Genomic DNA, 16,834 nt, shown 5'->3' on the forward strand with positions numbered 1-16,834 from the left:
CCGGCCATGCACGGGAATCCTGGGCACATTCTCACCGTCGCCGAAATAGATCGCGAAATCGCCGAGCGGGCACACGAAATCGAGACCATCGCCGCGACCCTGGTCGAAATGGACAAGCATCCGGGGCTGGTGCTGCTGCGCCGGTTTCCGCCGAGCGGGGTGACCGAACAGCATTGGGCCCCGGCGCGCGCCGCGCTGGAGTTGATGTGGGAGGACTTCGGGCGGCTGGGTACTGTGCTGGACCGGGCCAGGGCGGCTCGCGCGCGGCGGCGGCTGGACGCGCTGGACCGCGAGGAGCTGACCCGGCTGCTGCGCGGGCAGCCGGTCGAGTTGTCGCGCACGGCGATTCCCATGTCGCAGCGCTCGCTGAGCGGGCCGCGCGAACAGGTGCAGCTGATCGGCATCGCCGAGATGCTGGATCGCATGCGGGGCGCGTTCCCGGTGGTGGTGCGGGTGCTCGACGCCGTGGAGGCCGTGCACAACCGGGTCATGTCCGATATCGCGCCGCTGCAGAAGGAATTGGATCGCCTCGGCGGGTCGATTCCCGAATTGCGGGCGCTCACCGACGATATCGACACGCTGTCCATCGATGTCGCGACCGATCCGCTCGCGCTCGCGCCCGAGGTGCTCGACCGCAGGCTCGGGGAGCTGACCCGGCGCATGCGCGAGGCCGCCACGGTACTCACCGAACTGCGTGCCATGTCGACGAATTGGGACGGCGCGGTCGAGCAGGCCCGGTCGCGCGTCGAGGCGTTGCGACGGACGTATGAGCGGGCCGACCATGCGCGGGTCGAGGTGGAGCGGACCATTCTGGCCGCGCCGCTGCCCCGGCAGGCGGACGACAGCGCGCTGTACGGGGCGGAATTGACGACGCTGGAGGCGAATCCGCCGGAACCGGCGGCACTGTGGGAGTTGCGGCAGCGGCTGGCGCGGGCGCTGGATACCGCCAACCGCAACGAGCAACTGGCCCAGGGGCTGCTCGATCGGCGGATAGAGCTGAGCGGCCGGTTCAGTTCCTATCGGGCCAAGGCCGCCCGGCTGGGAGTCAGCGAGGACCAGGATGTGCTGGCCTCCAGTCGCATTGCCGCGGGGCTGCTTTCGCGCAGGCCCTGCGATCTGGCCGCGGTCACGCGGGCCATTACGGACTACCGCCAGCTCATCGCGCAGAAATCGGGGAGGCGATCATGAACTGCACCGAGCCCGGCTGCACCGGGACCATCGAGGACGGGTACTGCGATACCTGCGGGACCGCGCCGTCGGCTGCCCCGGCCGCGGCCGCACCCAGCGCGAGCTCGTCCTCGGATAAATGCGCCGAACCCGGCTGTACGGGAACGATTGTCGACGGGTACTGCGATGTGTGCGGTAGTGCGCCCGCGTCGGTCTCGGCGATGGCGACCACCGCGCGCGATACCGGGCATTCGGCGTCCGTGTCCAGCCGGGTGTCCCGGTCTGGTCGCTCGGTTCGCACCGGGCGGTCGGGATCGACCGGCGGCAGCCGGGGGCGGCTGGGCGCGGGCATGGTCAAGGTGCCGTCCGTGCCGCGCCGGGATCCGGCCGAGGCCGTACTGGTCGATCCGGAAGTGCCGGAGAACCATCGCGATTGCGGCAAGTGCGGGCGGCCGGTCGGGCGCAGCCGCGACGGCAAGCCCGGACGCGCGGAAGGCTTCTGCCCGCACTGCGGGACGCGGTTCTCGTTCACTCCCAAGCTGACTCGCACGGACGTCGTCGGCGGCCAGTACGAGGTGCTGGGGCCGCTGGCGCACGGCGGGCTGGGGTGGATCTATCTGGCCGTGGACCACAAGGTCGACGATCGGCCGGTCGTGCTCAAGGGCCTGCTCAATACCGGTGACGTGGACGCCATGCGGGCCGCGGTCGCCGAGAAGCGGTTCCTCGCGCAGGTCGACCACCCGAACATCGTGCGGATCTACAACTTCGCCGAGGACACCGGGCCCGACGGCAAGCCGGTCGGCTACATCGTCATGGAGTACGTCGGCGGCAAGTCGCTCAAACAGCTGGTGCGCGAACAGCGCACCGCCGACCAGCGGTACCTGCCGCCCGCGCAGGCCATCGCCTACATCATGGAGATGCTGCCCGCGCTGGAGTACCTGCACGACCGCGGGCTGGCCTACTGCGATTTCAAGCCCGACAACGTGATGCAGACCGAGGAGCAACTCAAGCTCATCGACCTGGGCGCGGTCATCGGGCTGCACGATCAGAACGAGACCATTTACGGCACACCGGGGTACCAGGCCAAGGAGATCGCCCACACCGGGCCGACGATCGCGTCGGAGGTGTACACGGTGGGGCGGACGCTGGCGGCGCTGATCATGCGGATCCCGCCGGTGAACCATGAGATGGGGCCGCTGCCCGGGCCCGACGCCGAGCCGCTCATGGCAAAGCACGAGTCGCTGTACCGATTCCTGGTGCGCGCCACCGATGTCGACCCCGAGGCGCGGTTCACCTCCATGACCGAGATGAGCGATCAGCTCACCGGGGTTCTGCGCGAGGTGCTGGCCCAGGAGGACGGGCGGCCGCGGCCGGGACTGTCGACGCGGTTCGGGCCGCCGCGCGCGGTGTTCGGGGTAGGCGATCGGGCGCCCGAGGATCCGCGGGCGATCATCGCGGCATTGCCGGTGCCGCTGGTCGATCCGAGTGACAGCGGTGCGGCGCTGCTCGCCTCGACCAGTGCGGTCACGCCGGAGGATCTGGAGCGGGAGTTCACCGCGGGGCTGGCGTCGGTGGTCACCGGGCGCGAGGAATCGGTGGAGATTCCGCTGCGATTGATCCGCGCCGCACTGGAATTCGGGGATGCCGAGGATGCGTTGCGGCGGCTGGACGAGGTGGGCGAGAGTCTGGCCGGTGACTGGCGGCTGACCTGGTACGCGGGGCAGGCCCGGATGTTGCAGGGCGATTGGGCCGGGGCGGCAGGTGAATTCGACGCGCTCTACAGCGCGCTGCCCGGCGAGGCCGCACCGAAGCTGGCGCTCGCGGTGACGGCGGAGATCATGGGCGAGGCCGAACGCGGGCGGGCGATGCGGTATTACGACATGGTGTGGCGCACCGATCGGTCGTTCACCAGTGCTGCTTTCGGAGCGGCCCGGGTGCGGCGGGCGGTCGATGATCGAGCGGGGGCCGTCACGGTGCTGGATCAGGTGGACGCCGCGTCGGCCGTGCATACCGAGGCCGGGGTCACCGCCGTGGAAACCTTGCTGGCCGTTGACGATCCGGAACAGCTCACCGAACAAATGGTTCGCGATGCGGGCAAGCGTATCGATAGCCTGACCCTCGACTCGAAACGCCGTGCCGCACAGGCTCGGCTGGGGGTTCTGGATGCGGCGCTGCGGTGGCTGCGCCTGGGCAGGGTGCCCACCGACCACTCCCCGCTGCTGGGGGTGGCGCTCGATCAGCAAGGGGTACGCACCGGTTTGGAACGCTGTTATCGCGATCTGGCGCACGAGACCGAGGACATGTGGGAGCGCATCGCGCTGGTGGAGCAGGCCAATGCCGTACGGCCGAGGACGCTGCGGTGACGGCCCGCTGCCCGTCCTGCGGCACCTTCGCCGCCGACACCGACCGCTTCTGCGAGGCGTGCGGGCGCAAGCTCGGGGTCCGGTTGATCGCCCTGCCGCCCAAGGAGTTCCGGCCCAGCGGCGGCGGGACGGTGCCCGTCGCCGAGGCCGCGCGCGCCGCGCGGATGGATCCGGTCACCGGAACCACGGCCAGCTTCGGGTCCAGTCCCGCGCCGGACTGCACCGGGTGCGGCAGCAGCGAGTTCGATCCGGACGGATACTGCTCGACCTGCGGTGAACTGGGACCGGAAAGGGATCGGTTCGAGGCCGACCTGGGGGCGGCGTACCTGATCACCGATCGGGGATTGCTGCACGCGCGCAACGAGGATTCGGTCGCGGCGGCCGTCGTGGAGGGCGCCGTGCCGGACCGGCCCGCCGCGACCGTGATCGCGGTGTGCGACGGGGTGTCGACCTCCGAGGATCCCCAGGCGGCTTCGGGAGCGGCGGTGCGGGCGGGGCTGGACGCCTGCCTGTCGGCGCTGGCCTCGGAACTGCCCGCCGAGGAGTGCGCCATGGCCGGGCTCACCGCGGCGGCGGCCGCGGTCAAGGCGGTCGGGTCGCCGGACGGGAAATCGCCGTCGTGCACCTATGTGTCGGCCATCGTGCAGTTCGACGGCGACGGCGACGGCGCGACCGTCACCGTCGCGAATGTCGGTGACAGCCGCGCCTATTGGCTGCGGCCCCAGGATTCGCAGCGGCTGACCGTGGACGATTCGCTGGCCCAGGCCATGGTCGACAACGGGCTGCTGGACGCGGAGACCGCCATGGACGGCCCGCACGCCCACGTGCTCACCCGCTGGCTGGGCGCCGACAGCGAACACCAGTGGTCCCCCCATTGCGTGCAGACTCTGCGCACTTCCGAGCCCGGCGTGCTGCTGCTGTGCACCGACGGGCTGTGGAACTACCTCCCCGAGGCGGCGGCGCTGTCCCGCTTCACCGACACGCTGCCCGCGCTGCCCGCGGCCCGCGCACTGGTGGAGCACGCCCTGGGGGCGGGCGGCAAGGACAACATCACCGTCGCCCTCGTACCTGTACCGTCACGAACAGCCACAGGAGACACACAGTGACTTCCGCTGAGAGCAAAGGCCTTTCGGTCACCGTCGACCAGAACGAGTTCCTCGCCGAGGGTGTGCGCACCGTCGACGCCATCATCAGCATCGAGGCCACCGACGACCTGGTGGTGGCCGCGCCGCCCCAGCAGCGGCTCGAGATCCTGATCATCGACACCTCCGGATCCATGGGCGGGGCCGACAAATTCGCGGGCGCACGCCGGGCCACGCTGGCCGCGCTGGACGTGATGCCCGACGGCACCCGCTTCGCCATCGTCGAGGGGACCGACAAGGCGCAGGTCGTGTATCCGCGGCAGGGTCCCTCGGCCATCGCCGGTCCGCAGGAGCGGGTCAACGCGCGGCAGGCGCTGGATCGGCTCTCCCCGCACGGCGGCACCGCGATGGGCACCTGGCTGGGACTGTCCCGGCTGATCGCGCAACAGCATCCGGGCGCGATGGTGCACGCGATCCTGCTCACCGACGGGAAGAACGAGCACGAGACGCCCGAGCGGCTGGCCGAGGAGATCCGGCTCTCGGAGGGGCTGTTCACCTGCGACTGCCGCGGAGTCGGGGCGGACTGGGAGGTCAGCGAGCTGCGGTCCATCGCCTCGGCGCTGCACGGCACGGTGGACCTGGTGAAGCGGGCCGACCAGCTGGCCGCGGACTTCGCCGACATGATGGAAGCCTCGATGGAGAAGGCGATTCCGGAGCTGACGCTGCGGGCGTGGACGCCGGTGGGCGCCCGGGTCGTGTTCCTCAAGCAGGTCGCGCCGTTCATCGAGGATCTGACCGCGCGGCGCACCGAGACGGGGCCGCAGGTCGGTGAGTACTCGCTGGGTTCCTGGGGTGCGGAGGACCGCGACTATCACATACAGCTCGACATCGAGCCCGCCGGACCGGATCGGGAGAAGCTGGCCGCGCGGGTGAGCGTGCTCGCCGGCGCCGAGGTGCTCGGGCAGGGGCTGGTGAAGGCCACCTGGACCACCGATACCGACAAGTCGGCGCGCATCAGCCGGCGGGTCGCCCACTACACCGGGCAGGCCGAGCTGGCGCAGACCGTGCAGGAGGGACTGACCGCGCGCAAACAGGGCGATTTCGCCACGGCCACCGCCAAACTCCAGCGCGCCTACCACCTGGCCACCGAGTCCGGCAATGAGAACACCGCCAAACTGCTGCTCAGCGTGGTCGACGTGGTGGACGAGCGGACCGGGACCATCCGGCTGCGCAACAAGGTCGAGCGCGACGAGGAGATGGAACTCGACGTGCGCTCCACCAAGACCGCACGGGTTCGCAAGGAGTCGTGATGGCGTTCTGCACCGAAGGGCATCAGTCCGGCGCCACCGACTACTGCGATGTGTGCGGCGCGCCGATGGCCGCGGGGCCGCAGACCACGTTGTGCCCGAATTGCGGGGTGCCGTCGGAGGGGCGGTTCTGCGAGAACTGCGGGCACGATTCGGAATTGGGGGCGGCGCCGGTCGCGCCGCCGGTGGTCGAGGCCGCGGTGCCGGCGGAGACGGTCCTGAATCCCCGGTCGCAGGGAGCGACCGTATGGGTCGCCACCATCTCCGCCGATCCGGACCATTACGCGCGGATGCGGGCGCAGAAGGGGCCCGATCTGGAGCGGGTGGAGTTTCCCGACTATTACCCGGAGCGGCGGATCGCCTTGTCGGGCAATGACATCCTGATCGGCAAGCGCAGCGTGTCGCAGGGGATTCATCCGGATATCGATCTGTCGGTCGCGCCCGCGGACGTCGCGGTGTCGCGGTCGCACGCGATCCTGCACATCGACGGGAACGGGGTGTCGGTCACCGATCTGGGGTCGACCAACGGGACCTGCGTCAATGACAGCGCGCAGCCGATTCCGGCCAAAACGGCTGTGCCGCTGCGGGAGGGGGATCGAATCCATGTCGGGGGTTGGACCACCATCACGCTGAGCGTCGAAGCGGGCTGACGGGATAATCGGGCAAACCGACGATCTTGGTCCCTTGTCCAGGTTAGGCTCCCCGCTCTATGAGCTTGACCCGGAGAGACTTCGCCCGCACCACCGTGGCCGCCGCGCTCGGTGCGGCCGCCACCAGCTTCCTCAGCCCTGCCGCGCGGGCGGTCGCGCCGCCCCAGGCGTGGATGTCGGCGCTGCCCGACGCCACCTCGATGCTGCGGCTGACCATTCCGGGCACTCATGATTCGTGCTGCACCAATCCCGCCAACGGGACCGAGTGGGCGCACACCCAGAATTGGTCGCTGCCCGATCAATTCGCCAATGGGATCCGGTTCCTGGATATTCGCTGCAACGGGCTGCAGGATCACACCGCCGATTCGTTCGGCATCTATCACTCATCGTTCTATCAGGGCATCACCTTCGATTCCGTGCTCGACCAGTGCCGCGCCTTCCTGACCGCCAATCCTGGGGAAGTCCTCGTCATGCGGGTCAAGAAAGAGGACGGGACCAACAACGATGTCGGCGCGAATTTCGAGCGAATCTTCAACGGGTACTTGGACACCAAGGGATACCGACCGTTGTTCTGGCTGCAGAACCGCATGCCCAGCCTCGGCGAGGCGCGCGGGCGTGTTGTGCTGATCGCGCAGTTCAGCAACTCGCTGGGTTGCCTGCAATGGCCGGGCGGGGACAACGGGGTGTTCACCAATGACCGCTTCTACCTTCAGGATCGGTACAAGGACTACGGCCTGGCCGGACTCACCTCCGGAACCTCGAACTTCGGGTCGTCCGGCGGGGACAAGTTCGGGTACGTCCAGGACTGTTTGAACAAGGCGGCGGGGGATCCCTCGAACACGCTGCAGTACATCAACTTCACCAGCTTCGCCGACGACGCGTGGCCCAAGGACAATGCGGCCGCGATCATGCCGCAGGTCGCGGCGTACCTCACCGCGCATCGCGGGCAGACGGCCCACTACGGGATCATTCCGATGGACTTTCCGGACCGGTACACCGATGTGGTGAACCTGCTGTTGCAGAAGAACATCGGCTGAGCTGGGAGAACGGGGTGTCAGGGGGTGTGTCAGGTCGGTGTCAGGGCGATATCAGCGGGGCTGGCGAAAGTAGTTCTCAGATCGAACGGATCACCTACCTGAGGAGCTAGCAATGAACACCTTCCAGACCCCCGCCGCCATCGCGCTGAGCATCGACCTGGCCGTCGCCAACGTCACCGTCGTCGCCTCCGAGCGCACCGACACCGTGGTCGACGTGCAGCCGACCGACGCGGGCAAGAAAGCCGATGTGAAGGCCGCCGAGCAGATCGAGGTGGGGTTCCACGCCGGGACCGTCAGCGTGCTGGCCCCGAAGGGATGGCGGAAGAACCTGGGCGGCAAGAACTCGGTCGAGGTGACCGTGCACGTGCCGGCGGGCTCGAAGCTGGACGCCACCATCGCGGTGGGCAACCTGATCGGGTCCGGTGATATCGCCGGCGGTGAGGTGAAGACCTCCATGGGCGATATTCGCATCATCGGCGCCGCGAGCGGTGAGTTCCAATTGCAGACCGCCACCGGCGACATCGAGGTCGGCGTCCAGCCCGGCAGCGCCGTGCAGCTGGAAACCAACACCCCCAACGGTTCGGTCGCCAACCAGCTGGCCCCCGCTGCCCCGGGGCACGGCACCGTACAGGTGCACGCCCAGACCTCGACCGGCAACATCATCATCCGCACTGCCACCGCCGCCTGATCCGGCTATTTTGTAACCCGTTACAACGGACGGCGATTTCGCGGCCGCCCGGTAATGGAACGGAGACGGGTATGACGGGCAGTGGTGCCGGACGCTTCGATGGCCGCGTAGCGGTGGTCACCGGAGCGTCCTCCGGCCTGGGCCAGGCAGTGGCGGAACAGCTGATCGAGGGCGGGGCACAGGTCTTCGGCGTCGGCCGCGACGAGGACCGCCTCGCCAAGGCGCTCGAGGGCCCCGAAACCGCCTGGCTCGCCGCGGATCTCACCGATCCCGCCGCCTGCACCGAGGTCGTCGGCGCGTGCGTGGACCGTTTCGGCGGCATCGACATCCTCGTCAATGCCGCCGGCGCCCACACCATGCGCCACACCGCCGAGGTCACCGACGCCGACTGGCACCACGACCTCGCCATCAACCTCAACGCCCCCTTCTTCCTGTCCCGAGCCGCCCTCCCCCACCTCCTCGACCGCACCGGCTGCATAGTCAACGTAGCCTCGGTAGCGGCCCTGGAAGGCCAGGCCTACTCCGCCGCCTACTGCGCCGCCAAACACGGCCTCCTCGGCCTCACCCGAGCCATGGCCCTCGAATTCGACTCCCGCGGAATCCGAATCAACGCCGTCTGCCCCGGCGGCATGACCACCCCCATGGTCCAGAACTTCACCTTCCCCACCGACCCCGACTACACGCTGATCATGAAAGTGGCCGCCGCCCGCGGCCTCATGGACCCGGCCCAGGTCGCCAACGTCATCACCTTCCTCTGCTCAGACGACGCCTCCGCCGTCCACGGCGCCGTCTACACCGTCGACAACGGCAAGATGTCCCTCTAGCTCGTCGAGTAGTGCTGCGGCGGCGTCGGTTTCGATGGCGCACAGCAGGTGGTAGCGAGGGAGGGCTTCGGCCAGGGCCGCTCGCGCTCGGTCATGGTCGCCGAGTGAGTACAGGCAGCGAGCGCTGCCGTGGAGGGCGCGGGCGAGCTCGAGTGGGGAAGCGATGCGAGTGGCCAGGCGGGCGGCCTCGTCATAGGTGGCCAGGGCTCGGTCGGTGTTGCCGAGGGCCTCCGCGCAAGCCGCGATACGGATGAGGGTCTCGGCTTCCCCGGTGTGGTGCTGGATGGCGCGGCTGGTCGTCAATGCCCGGTGCAGCAGCTCGTCGGCGGCCGGGTCGTCGCCGCGACAGTGCCGGACCCAGCCCAGGTTGGCGCGGGCCTCGGACTCTCCGGTCCGGTTACCCACCGCCTCATAGATTTCCAGCGCCTGCCCGATCAGCTCCTCGGCGGCGGCATAGTCGCCCACATGGCACTGGGCGGCGCCCAGGTTGTTCAGCGCGGAGGCCACGCCGGACCGGTTGCCGAGTTGCTCGTAGAACGTCCGAGTGTCGTGCAGCATACGGATGGCTTCGTCATGGTCACCCGCCACCATGCGGGTGGCGCTGAGATTGCTGAGAATGAACGCTTCGCCGGACCGGTTGCCGACCGCTCGATAGAGCTCACGCACTCGGTTCATCGGTTCGTCGACCTCGGTGTAGTCCCCCATCATGTGCAGATTCCACGCTCGTATGAGAATCGCGAAAGCCTCATCGGACCTGCGCGCCAGGCGCCGAAAGGTCGCTTCGGCCAGCAGAAGTTGCTCGATCGACTCGGGGTGCCGACGCTCGAGGCACCAGATCCAGCCGAGGTTCATGCGGGATACGGCTTCACCCATCGCGTGGGCGTTGCCGATGTGGATGGCCATCCCCCGCCGGATGAGGTCTTTGGCCGTCCGGTAGTCGCCGATCAAGTGGTACGCCCACCCCAGGAAATTCAGCGCGAATCCTTCCCACACCGGGTCGCCGGTCGCGCGGATGAAATCGATGGCCTGAGACAGTGGTTCGATGGCGGCGTCGAACTGTCCTGCCAGCAGGCGGGTCCGCCCCAGGCATTGCAGTGCGAGCGCCTTCAGTCTCGGCTCCAGCCCCGAGTGGTCGGCGAGCCTGCGGTGCAACAGGTCGGCCGCGAGCAGATATCCATCGGCCAGATAGCCAAGCGGCGCAAGATCTTTGAGCGCGAGTGTCTGCGCGTCGAAGTCGTTCATGGTGTGCCGTGCGACCGCGGCACGCTGACTGTAGGCAATGCCGATCTGCCACGGACCGTGCAATCGCAATTCCTCGGCGAGCGCACCGGTCAGCTGGATGACGCGAGTCATCTGATCCTTGGACGCGGCATAGGTCAAGCACGCCAGGAGGTTCTGCCGCTCGGCGCGCATCCAGGCCAGGGCTGCCACATCGGTCAGGCGAGCCTCGGGCAGCCCGGTGGCAGTCGAGTCTCCCCCGGCCACGGGCGGCATGAGTCGGCCGACCCGGCGGGAAGCGTCCACGTAGTAGTCGAGGAGGCGCTCGAGCGCTGCGGCATTTTCCTCGGCCGGATCACTGTGGGCGAGCTCACGGGCGAATTCCCTTAGCAGGTCATGGAATCGGTAGCGGCCCGGGGCGACTTCTTCGATCAGATGGTCGATATAGAGGGCGTCGAGACACCGCCTGGTCTCGGCGACCGGAACCGCCGCCAGAGCCGCGGCGGCGAAAGCGTCGAGATCGGGGCCCGGGTGGAGTGCCAGGCGCCGGAACATGAACTGCCGCAGCGGCGACAGTGCCTCATACGAGGTCGCGAATGCGGCTCGCACGGCACGCCGTCCGGCGCCGAGCTCGGTGAGGCGATCGTGAGCGGTGGAAAGCTCGGCTGCCAGATCGGCGACCGTCCAGGTCGGGCGGTGTGCGAATCGCCCGGCCAGCACGACGATGGCGAGCGGTAGGAATCCGCACAGTCGCACGACCTCGGCGACCGCGGCGGCGTCGTCTTCGACCGGATCCCGGTGTGCCAGCTTCCAGAACATCTCGATCGCGGCGTCCGGGGTGAGGCAGTCCAAGGGCATCGGCGTCGAGCCTTCGAGACCGATCAGACGACGGCGGCTGGTCACCAGCACCAGGCTGTCCTGCCCGGGCGGAAGCAGCGGCTCGATCTGGGCGTGGTCGCCGACATCGTCGAAGACCAGGAGGACGCGCCGACCCGCGAGCCGATCGCGCCACAGGTCGCGACGACGCTCGAGCGAGTTCGGAATGTGGCGGGGATCCACACCGAGATCGCTCAACAGCCGCTCCAGCACATGGAACGGATCGGCCGGAGCGAGTCCGGGCACATGCGAATTGAATTCGACGAAATAGCGCCCGTCCGGGAATCGGTCGGAGACCAGATGCGCGGCCCGGATCACCAGTGCCGTCTTGCCGATGCCGGGCATGCCGTCGATCGCATGGACCGAGACCACTCGCCCCGGCGCGGCCGCGCGGACGATGCGGCCGAGTTGTTCGTCACGGCCCACGAAGGTGATCACATCCCGAGGCAAGGTTCTGGTCGCCACCGGCCCCGGCACCGGCTCGCGCGCCGATTGGGCCCGCCGAATCGGTGTTCCGGCCTCGCCCACCGCGGCTTTCCAGCAGCGCTCCCACGCCCGCGGATCGACCAGCTCGTCGGAGACCGTGCCCGATCGGGACTTGGCCAATGCGAAGAGCGTCACCAACACCGGTGACACGGACTCGAACTGCCCGGGAACCGCCCGCCCGGCCCGCCAGTCACTGATCCGCTGCACGGTGACGACTTTGTCCGTCCTCGGCCGCCGCGCACCCCGCACCCGCTCCCCGGTGATCCGCACCACCTGCTCGAGCGTCGGCTTCCCCGCCGCCTCGAACAACTCCACCAGCCGCCGAGCGAAAAGTACCCGCGCCGAACCACTCTCACCCCGTCGCGCCCCGACCATGCCGACAGCATAGGGACATCGCGCGTCCTTCCGCTCCTGCCGGGAAAGCGGGAGTAGAAAGAGGGGTATGGGAAAGCAGGTCGTGGGGGTGATCTACGTGCTTGCGATGGTCGCCGTGATCGTGGGGGTGGATGTGCTGTTCTTCAGGCAGCACTTCTGGGGGCGGCTGATGGTGAACGTCGGGATCGTATTGGTGTTCGGGGCGTTCTATATCCGGTTCTTCCGAGGGAGCTGAAGGGTCAGCGGAGGAGGTTGACGAGCTGGCGGTAGGCGGCTCGGGTGGGGGGTGCCAGGCGGCGCCAGCTGATGGGGCCGCCGGCGCCGAGGTGGGCGTCGTAGGGGATTTCGGCTACCGCGCGGACTACGTCGCCCAGGTATTTGCGGACGTGTTCGGTGACGAGGGGGCCGTCTTTGGGGTGTTGGCGGGTGACGACGATGATCGCTTCGGCCAGGTGGTACTGGCTGTAGTTGTCGTCGAGCCAGATCAGGGCCGGTTTGAGGCGGTTCACCGCGTCGGGGCGGGCGGCGAGGGTGATGATCAGGGAGATGCGGGAATCGCTCAACAGGGGGGCGACCATGCGGTTGGTGACAGGGCCGCCGCCGTCGTAGATGGGCAAGCAGCCGGCCTCGGTCAGGTCGCGGTGGACCGAGGAGTAGGTTTCGCGGCGGGGCAGGGCTTCGGGGCCGCGGGGCAATACGCCTACGCCGGAACTGTTTTCGCCGCAGCTGTCGATCACGGTGGAGGGCAGGCTGCGATGGGTCATATTGAGCCAGGACTGGACGGTGCCGGCGGCGTCGATGGTGTCGCAGCCGCGGGCGGCCAGGTCACCGCCGGTGGTGGTGGCGTCCACCACGATCGGGGAATGCTCACCGTAGTCGTAGGCGGCGGCGCCGGCGATGCCGAGCGCGGTGGTGGTCGCGCCCGAGCCGCCGGAGCTGCCCAGTACGAGTACCGGCGGGAGATCGGCCCACAGCAGATAGCCGTTGCGCGGGTGGAGTTTCACCACATCGGTCGGAGCCCCGGGCGGGGACGGCCGCAACAGCACGGAAAGATCTGTGGGAGTGGCGGACAGGGCGGCGGGATGATCCGGGAAATTTTCGGACACGCTGGATTCCTTTTGGGCGAACGGCAGTCAGACGTCGTCTCGCCGTCAACACCCTCACCGTGCTGACGAACTGCCCCTGCGCTTCGACAACTTCGCTGAAGTTCCTCTAGTACTACTTGCCCGACAACCCCCTGCCGCCCAACCATGAACACCAGCACAAAAAGGGTTGTTGTACAGCCCCTTTCGATGCCGCCAGATAGTACATGATCATGTCATGTCAGCAACGGAATACACAGCCGGGCACAAACTCCGGCACTGAATGTCAGCGCACCGCCCGTATAGACACGAATTCCGGCCGTCGCCGACCGGAATTCGTTGCCTTCGAGGTGAATCAGCCGATGTCGGCCGTGAGGGGAAGCGCCGTCACCGAGGTGCCCACGTGCACGGTGAACGAACCCGGTTCGATGGCCCAGCCCTGCTCGGTCCAATGCTGGAAGGAGCGTTCGGGCAATTCGATGGTGGCGGTGACGGATTCACCCGCCTCCGCCTCGACGACCGCGAAGCCCGACAGCCAGCGCACCGGCCGATCCACCGCGCTGCTCTCCCGGGAGAGGTACGCCTGCACGACCTGGCGGCCGCGACGGTCGCCGGTATTGCGTACGGTGACGGTGGCGGTCCGGCCCGACACGGTCAGATCGGCCAGCTCCCAGCTGGTGTAGCCGAGTCCGTGGCCGAACGGATAGGCCGGAGCCACACCGGATTTCAGCCACGCCCGGTAGCCGACGTGGATGCCCTCGGTGTAGGGCAGCGCATTGTCGCCCGCGGGCTTGGTGTCCAGCACCGGGACGTCGGCCATGGTCTTGGGCCAGGTGGTGGGCAGGCGGCCGCCCGGCTCGGCGGCGCCGGTGAGCACATCGGCCAGTGCTGTGCCGAATTCCTGGCCCGGGAACCAGGTGAGCAGGACCGCGGCGACATCGTCGCGCCACGGCATCTCCACGGGGGAACCGGAATTCACCACCACGACGGTGCGCGGATTGACCGCGGCCACCGCGGCCACCAGCTCGTCCTGGCGGCCGGGCAGCGCGAGCGAGGTGCGGTCGAAGCCCTCGGATTCGATCTGCTCGGTGGTGCCGACCACCACGATCGCCACCTCGCTGGTGCGCGCCAGTTCGACCGCCGCCGCGAACTCCTCGTCGGCCGAGCGGCGTGGGCGGCCGACCGCGAAGGTGATGCCCATGGCCGGGAATCCGCCGCCGGGCACCATGCGCACCAGAACCTCGACCTCCTGCCCCTCGGCGAGCTCGCGGGTGATGAAGCGCTGCGGCGGATTCAGCAGCATCTCGACCGGGTCGGCGCCCTCGGGCAGCACGGTGTCGGCGAGCACCTGCTCGCCGTCGAGGGTCAGGCTCAGGCTGCCGACCCCGGCGAAGCCGATGCGCCACTCCCCCGCCGCGTCGGCGCGCAGCCGCCCGCGCAGCTCGATGGCCTTGGCCCGCATGGCATTCGGATTGCCGAACAGCATGAGGCTGCCCGCGGTGCGGTGTTCGGTGTCGAGGACGGTGTCGCCGTCGAGGTAGCGCAGCGACAGGCCCGCGGTGCCGGTCTCCGGATCGGTGACCAGGTCCAGCGGGACGGGAATCATGGTGTCGCTCAGGTGCACACCCGCCGTGTGGACGATCGGCAGCGCCGCGGACAGGCCCTCGACCGGGGAGACCGTGTGCGTGGGGATCACCGTGGCGCTGCCGCCGCCCATGAAACGCGGTTCGGCGGCGGCGGATCCGAGCAGGGCGACGCTCGCGGGATTCTTCAGGGGCAGGGTGCCGTCATTGCCTACCAGCGTCATGGCCTTGGCCGCGGCCTCGCGCACCACGCGTCGCGAAGCCTCGTCGGTGAAGGTCGGGACCGGTTGCGGTGACCCGTTCAGCGCACCGACGCGGGTGGCGAATCGCAGGATGCGCCGGACCTTTTCGTCGATGGCGGCCTCGGGCACCTCGCCCTGGCGGACCGCTTCCTCGAGCGGCGCGCCCCACAGCTCCCACGGCCCCGGCATGGCCAGGTCGTTGCCCTTGGCGGCGCCGACCGTGGATCGCACCGCGGTCCAGTCCGAGACCACCACGCCGTCGAAGCCCCACTCGCCCTTCAACGGCTCGTCGAGCAGCGGGTTCTCGGTCATGGTGACCCCGTTGACCGAGTTGTAGGCGGCCATGATCATCCACGCGCCCGCCTGGACGGACCGTTCGAACGGGTACAGGTACAGCTCGCGCAGGGTCCGCTCGTCGGCGATCACGTCGGCGGTGAAGCGCTCGGTCTCGGAGTCGTTGGCCACGTAGTGCTTCGGGCAGGCGCTCACGCCGTGCGCCTGCACCGCGCGCACGTAGGCGTCGGCGATCTCCGCGGTCAGCATGGGATCCTCGGAGAAGCATTCGAAATGCCTTCCGCCGAGCGGGGATCGGTGCAGGTTGATGGTGGGCCCGAGGACGGCGTACACGTCCTTGCGGCGGGCCTCGGCGGCGATGAGCGCGCCGATCTCGGTGAGCAGGTCGCGATCCCAGGTGGCGGCCAGCGCGGTGCCGGAGGGCAGGCTGACCGAGGGGTCGCGCTCATCCCACTGTTCGCCGCGCACGCCCGAAGGCCCGTCGGACACCGGCATCTCGGCCAGGCCGATGCCGTCCGCACCGGCGAAGCGGAAGAAGTTCGCGCCGGAGATCAGGCGGATCTTGGCGGGGAGGTCGAGCTTGGCGAGTAGGTCGTCGATGGCGTCGGTCATGCCTGTTCCTTCCAGAAGGTGACGAGCTCGGCGCAAACCTGGTCGGGGACATCCTCGTTGGGCACATGGCCGGAACCGTGGAAGACGGCGGTCTTCGCGTTGAGCTGCTTCGCGAACTCCTCGTGAACCGACGGCGCCCACAGGTCATTGGTGTCGCCGTAGGCGACCAGCAGCGGCACACCCGAATCCCGCAGCGCCGCCGGATCTTTGAGCGGCGGCTCGGCCATGCAGTTCAAGATGCCGAGGATATTGGCCTTCTTGGTCTTCAGGATCCGCTCGTGCAGGAACTCCATGCGCTCCGGCGGCGGCGTCTGCCCGGCCTCGAACAGCGCGTTGCTCATCTGCTGCCAGATGAGTTCCTGCCCACCGGCTTCCACCATCTGCGCGACCAGCTGCGGCGGCGGGAAGTTGATGTCCTCGACCGAGGACGGGCCGGAGGCGAGCAGGGTGAAGCTGCGGAACCGGCCGGGCCGCTCGACCACCGCGATCCGGGCGACGTACCCGCCGAAGGAATGCCCGACCAGGTGGATCGGCTCGTCGGGCGAGATCTGGTCCACCACGCCCTGCAGGTCACCGATGAAGTCGGCCATGGCGTAGCCCGACACCTCGTCCGGCCCCTCGGACTGCCACTGCCCGCGCTGGTCGTAGGCCAGCGCGCGATACCCGGCGGCGGCCAGTAGCGGCAGCATGGCCTCGAAGTCTTCCTTGGAACCGGTGAAGCCCGGCACCAGCAGCACGGTGCCGCGCGACTGCACGCCGGCGGGAGGTTCGATCTCCCATCCGGCCAGCTTTCCGGCGGCTCCCCGCAGCGTGATCGGTGTGATCTGGGCCTGACTCATCGGCAATCCTTCCCTCGTACCGCCCTGTACGGCTGGCTCGAGTGTGCCAGCGGAATTCCAGTTTACCGAGTGGTCATTAGGTACTGTTATCGTTTCGTGACTGTTGTGG

14 protein-coding genes are annotated in these 16,834 nt (G+C 68.6%); 9 read left to right on the forward strand and 5 right to left on the reverse strand.

Annotated elements, in window-relative coordinates:
- Nucleotides 1-6 precede the first annotated feature (6 nt).
- On the forward strand, nucleotides 7-1,188 hold the full coding sequence (locus tag GPX89_RS27685; RefSeq protein ID WP_157390536.1) for a hypothetical protein: 1,182 nt from the start codon (nucleotides 7-9) through the stop codon (nucleotides 1,186-1,188).
- On the opposite strand, the gene GPX89_RS46425 is transcribed toward GPX89_RS27685, so the two are convergent.
- Nucleotides 1,157-1,525 carry a hypothetical protein gene (locus GPX89_RS46425; RefSeq protein WP_456237938.1) on the reverse strand — a complete coding sequence of 123 codons (369 nt, stop codon included), beginning with the start codon at nucleotides 1,523-1,525 and terminating at the stop codon, nucleotides 1,157-1,159. The genes GPX89_RS27685 and GPX89_RS46425 overlap by 32 nt on opposite strands.
- On the opposite strand from GPX89_RS46425, the gene GPX89_RS27690 reads away from it, so the two are divergent.
- From GPX89_RS27690 to GPX89_RS27720, 7 genes are all read left to right on the forward strand, one after another.
- Nucleotides 1,518-3,530, forward strand: a complete 2,013-nt coding sequence (locus GPX89_RS27690) for a tetratricopeptide repeat protein (RefSeq protein ID WP_456237939.1) — start codon at nucleotides 1,518-1,520, stop codon at nucleotides 3,528-3,530. The two genes, GPX89_RS46425 and GPX89_RS27690, sit on opposite strands and share 8 nt — an antisense overlap.
- Entirely contained in the window at nucleotides 3,527-4,636 is a 1,110-nt protein-coding gene (locus GPX89_RS27695; protein WP_328602370.1) for a protein phosphatase 2C domain-containing protein, read from the forward strand. The genes GPX89_RS27690 and GPX89_RS27695 overlap by 4 nt, the downstream gene beginning before the upstream one ends.
- Nucleotides 4,633-5,922, forward strand: coding sequence for a vWA domain-containing protein (locus GPX89_RS27700; protein ID WP_328602371.1), 1,290 nt, complete (start codon nucleotides 4,633-4,635; stop codon nucleotides 5,920-5,922). Before GPX89_RS27695 ends, GPX89_RS27700 begins: the two co-directional genes overlap by 4 nt.
- Entirely contained in the window at nucleotides 5,922-6,569 is a 648-nt protein-coding gene (locus GPX89_RS27705; protein WP_157390538.1) for an FHA domain-containing protein, read from the forward strand. The genes GPX89_RS27700 and GPX89_RS27705 overlap by 1 nt, the downstream gene beginning before the upstream one ends.
- Before the next feature lie 59 nt (nucleotides 6,570-6,628).
- Entirely contained in the window at nucleotides 6,629-7,606 is a 978-nt protein-coding gene (locus GPX89_RS27710) for a phosphatidylinositol-specific phospholipase C (RefSeq protein WP_157390539.1), read from the forward strand.
- Between the two features lie 112 nt (nucleotides 7,607-7,718).
- Nucleotides 7,719-8,294: a DUF4097 family beta strand repeat-containing protein gene (locus tag GPX89_RS27715; protein WP_157390540.1), complete on the forward strand. Its 576-nt coding sequence runs from the start codon at nucleotides 7,719-7,721 to the stop codon at nucleotides 8,292-8,294.
- Nucleotides 8,295-8,365: 71 nt separating this feature from the next.
- On the forward strand, nucleotides 8,366-9,118 hold the full coding sequence (locus GPX89_RS27720; protein ID WP_157390541.1) for an SDR family NAD(P)-dependent oxidoreductase: 753 nt from the start codon (nucleotides 8,366-8,368) through the stop codon (nucleotides 9,116-9,118).
- Here GPX89_RS27720 and GPX89_RS27725 read toward each other — a convergent pair.
- Nucleotides 9,053-12,073 carry an ATP-binding protein gene (locus GPX89_RS27725; protein WP_157390542.1) on the reverse strand — a complete coding sequence of 1,007 codons (3,021 nt, stop codon included), beginning with the start codon at nucleotides 12,071-12,073 and terminating at the stop codon, nucleotides 9,053-9,055. The two genes, GPX89_RS27720 and GPX89_RS27725, sit on opposite strands and share 66 nt — an antisense overlap.
- Before the next feature lie 67 nt (nucleotides 12,074-12,140).
- On the opposite strand from GPX89_RS27725, the gene GPX89_RS43965 reads away from it, so the two are divergent.
- Complete coding sequence (locus GPX89_RS43965) at nucleotides 12,141-12,308, forward strand: hypothetical protein (protein WP_198347620.1); 168 nt, start codon at nucleotides 12,141-12,143, stop codon at nucleotides 12,306-12,308.
- Nucleotides 12,309-12,312: 4 nt separating this feature from the next.
- On the opposite strand, the gene GPX89_RS27730 is transcribed toward GPX89_RS43965, so the two are convergent.
- From GPX89_RS27730 to GPX89_RS27740, 3 genes are all read right to left on the reverse strand, one after another.
- Nucleotides 12,313-13,179 carry a MinD/ParA family ATP-binding protein gene (locus GPX89_RS27730; protein WP_157390543.1) on the reverse strand — a complete coding sequence of 289 codons (867 nt, stop codon included), beginning with the start codon at nucleotides 13,177-13,179 and terminating at the stop codon, nucleotides 12,313-12,315.
- Nucleotides 13,180-13,510: 331 nt separating this feature from the next.
- Nucleotides 13,511-15,886 carry a beta-glucosidase gene (locus GPX89_RS27735; protein WP_157390544.1) on the reverse strand — a complete coding sequence of 792 codons (2,376 nt, stop codon included), beginning with the start codon at nucleotides 15,884-15,886 and terminating at the stop codon, nucleotides 13,511-13,513.
- On the reverse strand, nucleotides 15,883-16,725 hold the full coding sequence (locus tag GPX89_RS27740) for an alpha/beta fold hydrolase (RefSeq protein WP_157390545.1): 843 nt from the start codon (nucleotides 16,723-16,725) through the stop codon (nucleotides 15,883-15,885). Before GPX89_RS27740 ends, GPX89_RS27735 begins: the two co-directional genes overlap by 4 nt.
- Between the last annotated feature and the right edge of the window lie 109 nt (nucleotides 16,726-16,834).

Origin of the sequence: Nocardia terrae, from assembly GCF_009760405.1 — a bacterium.
Taxonomy (GTDB): Bacteria; Actinomycetota; Actinomycetes; order Mycobacteriales; family Mycobacteriaceae; genus Nocardia; species Nocardia terrae.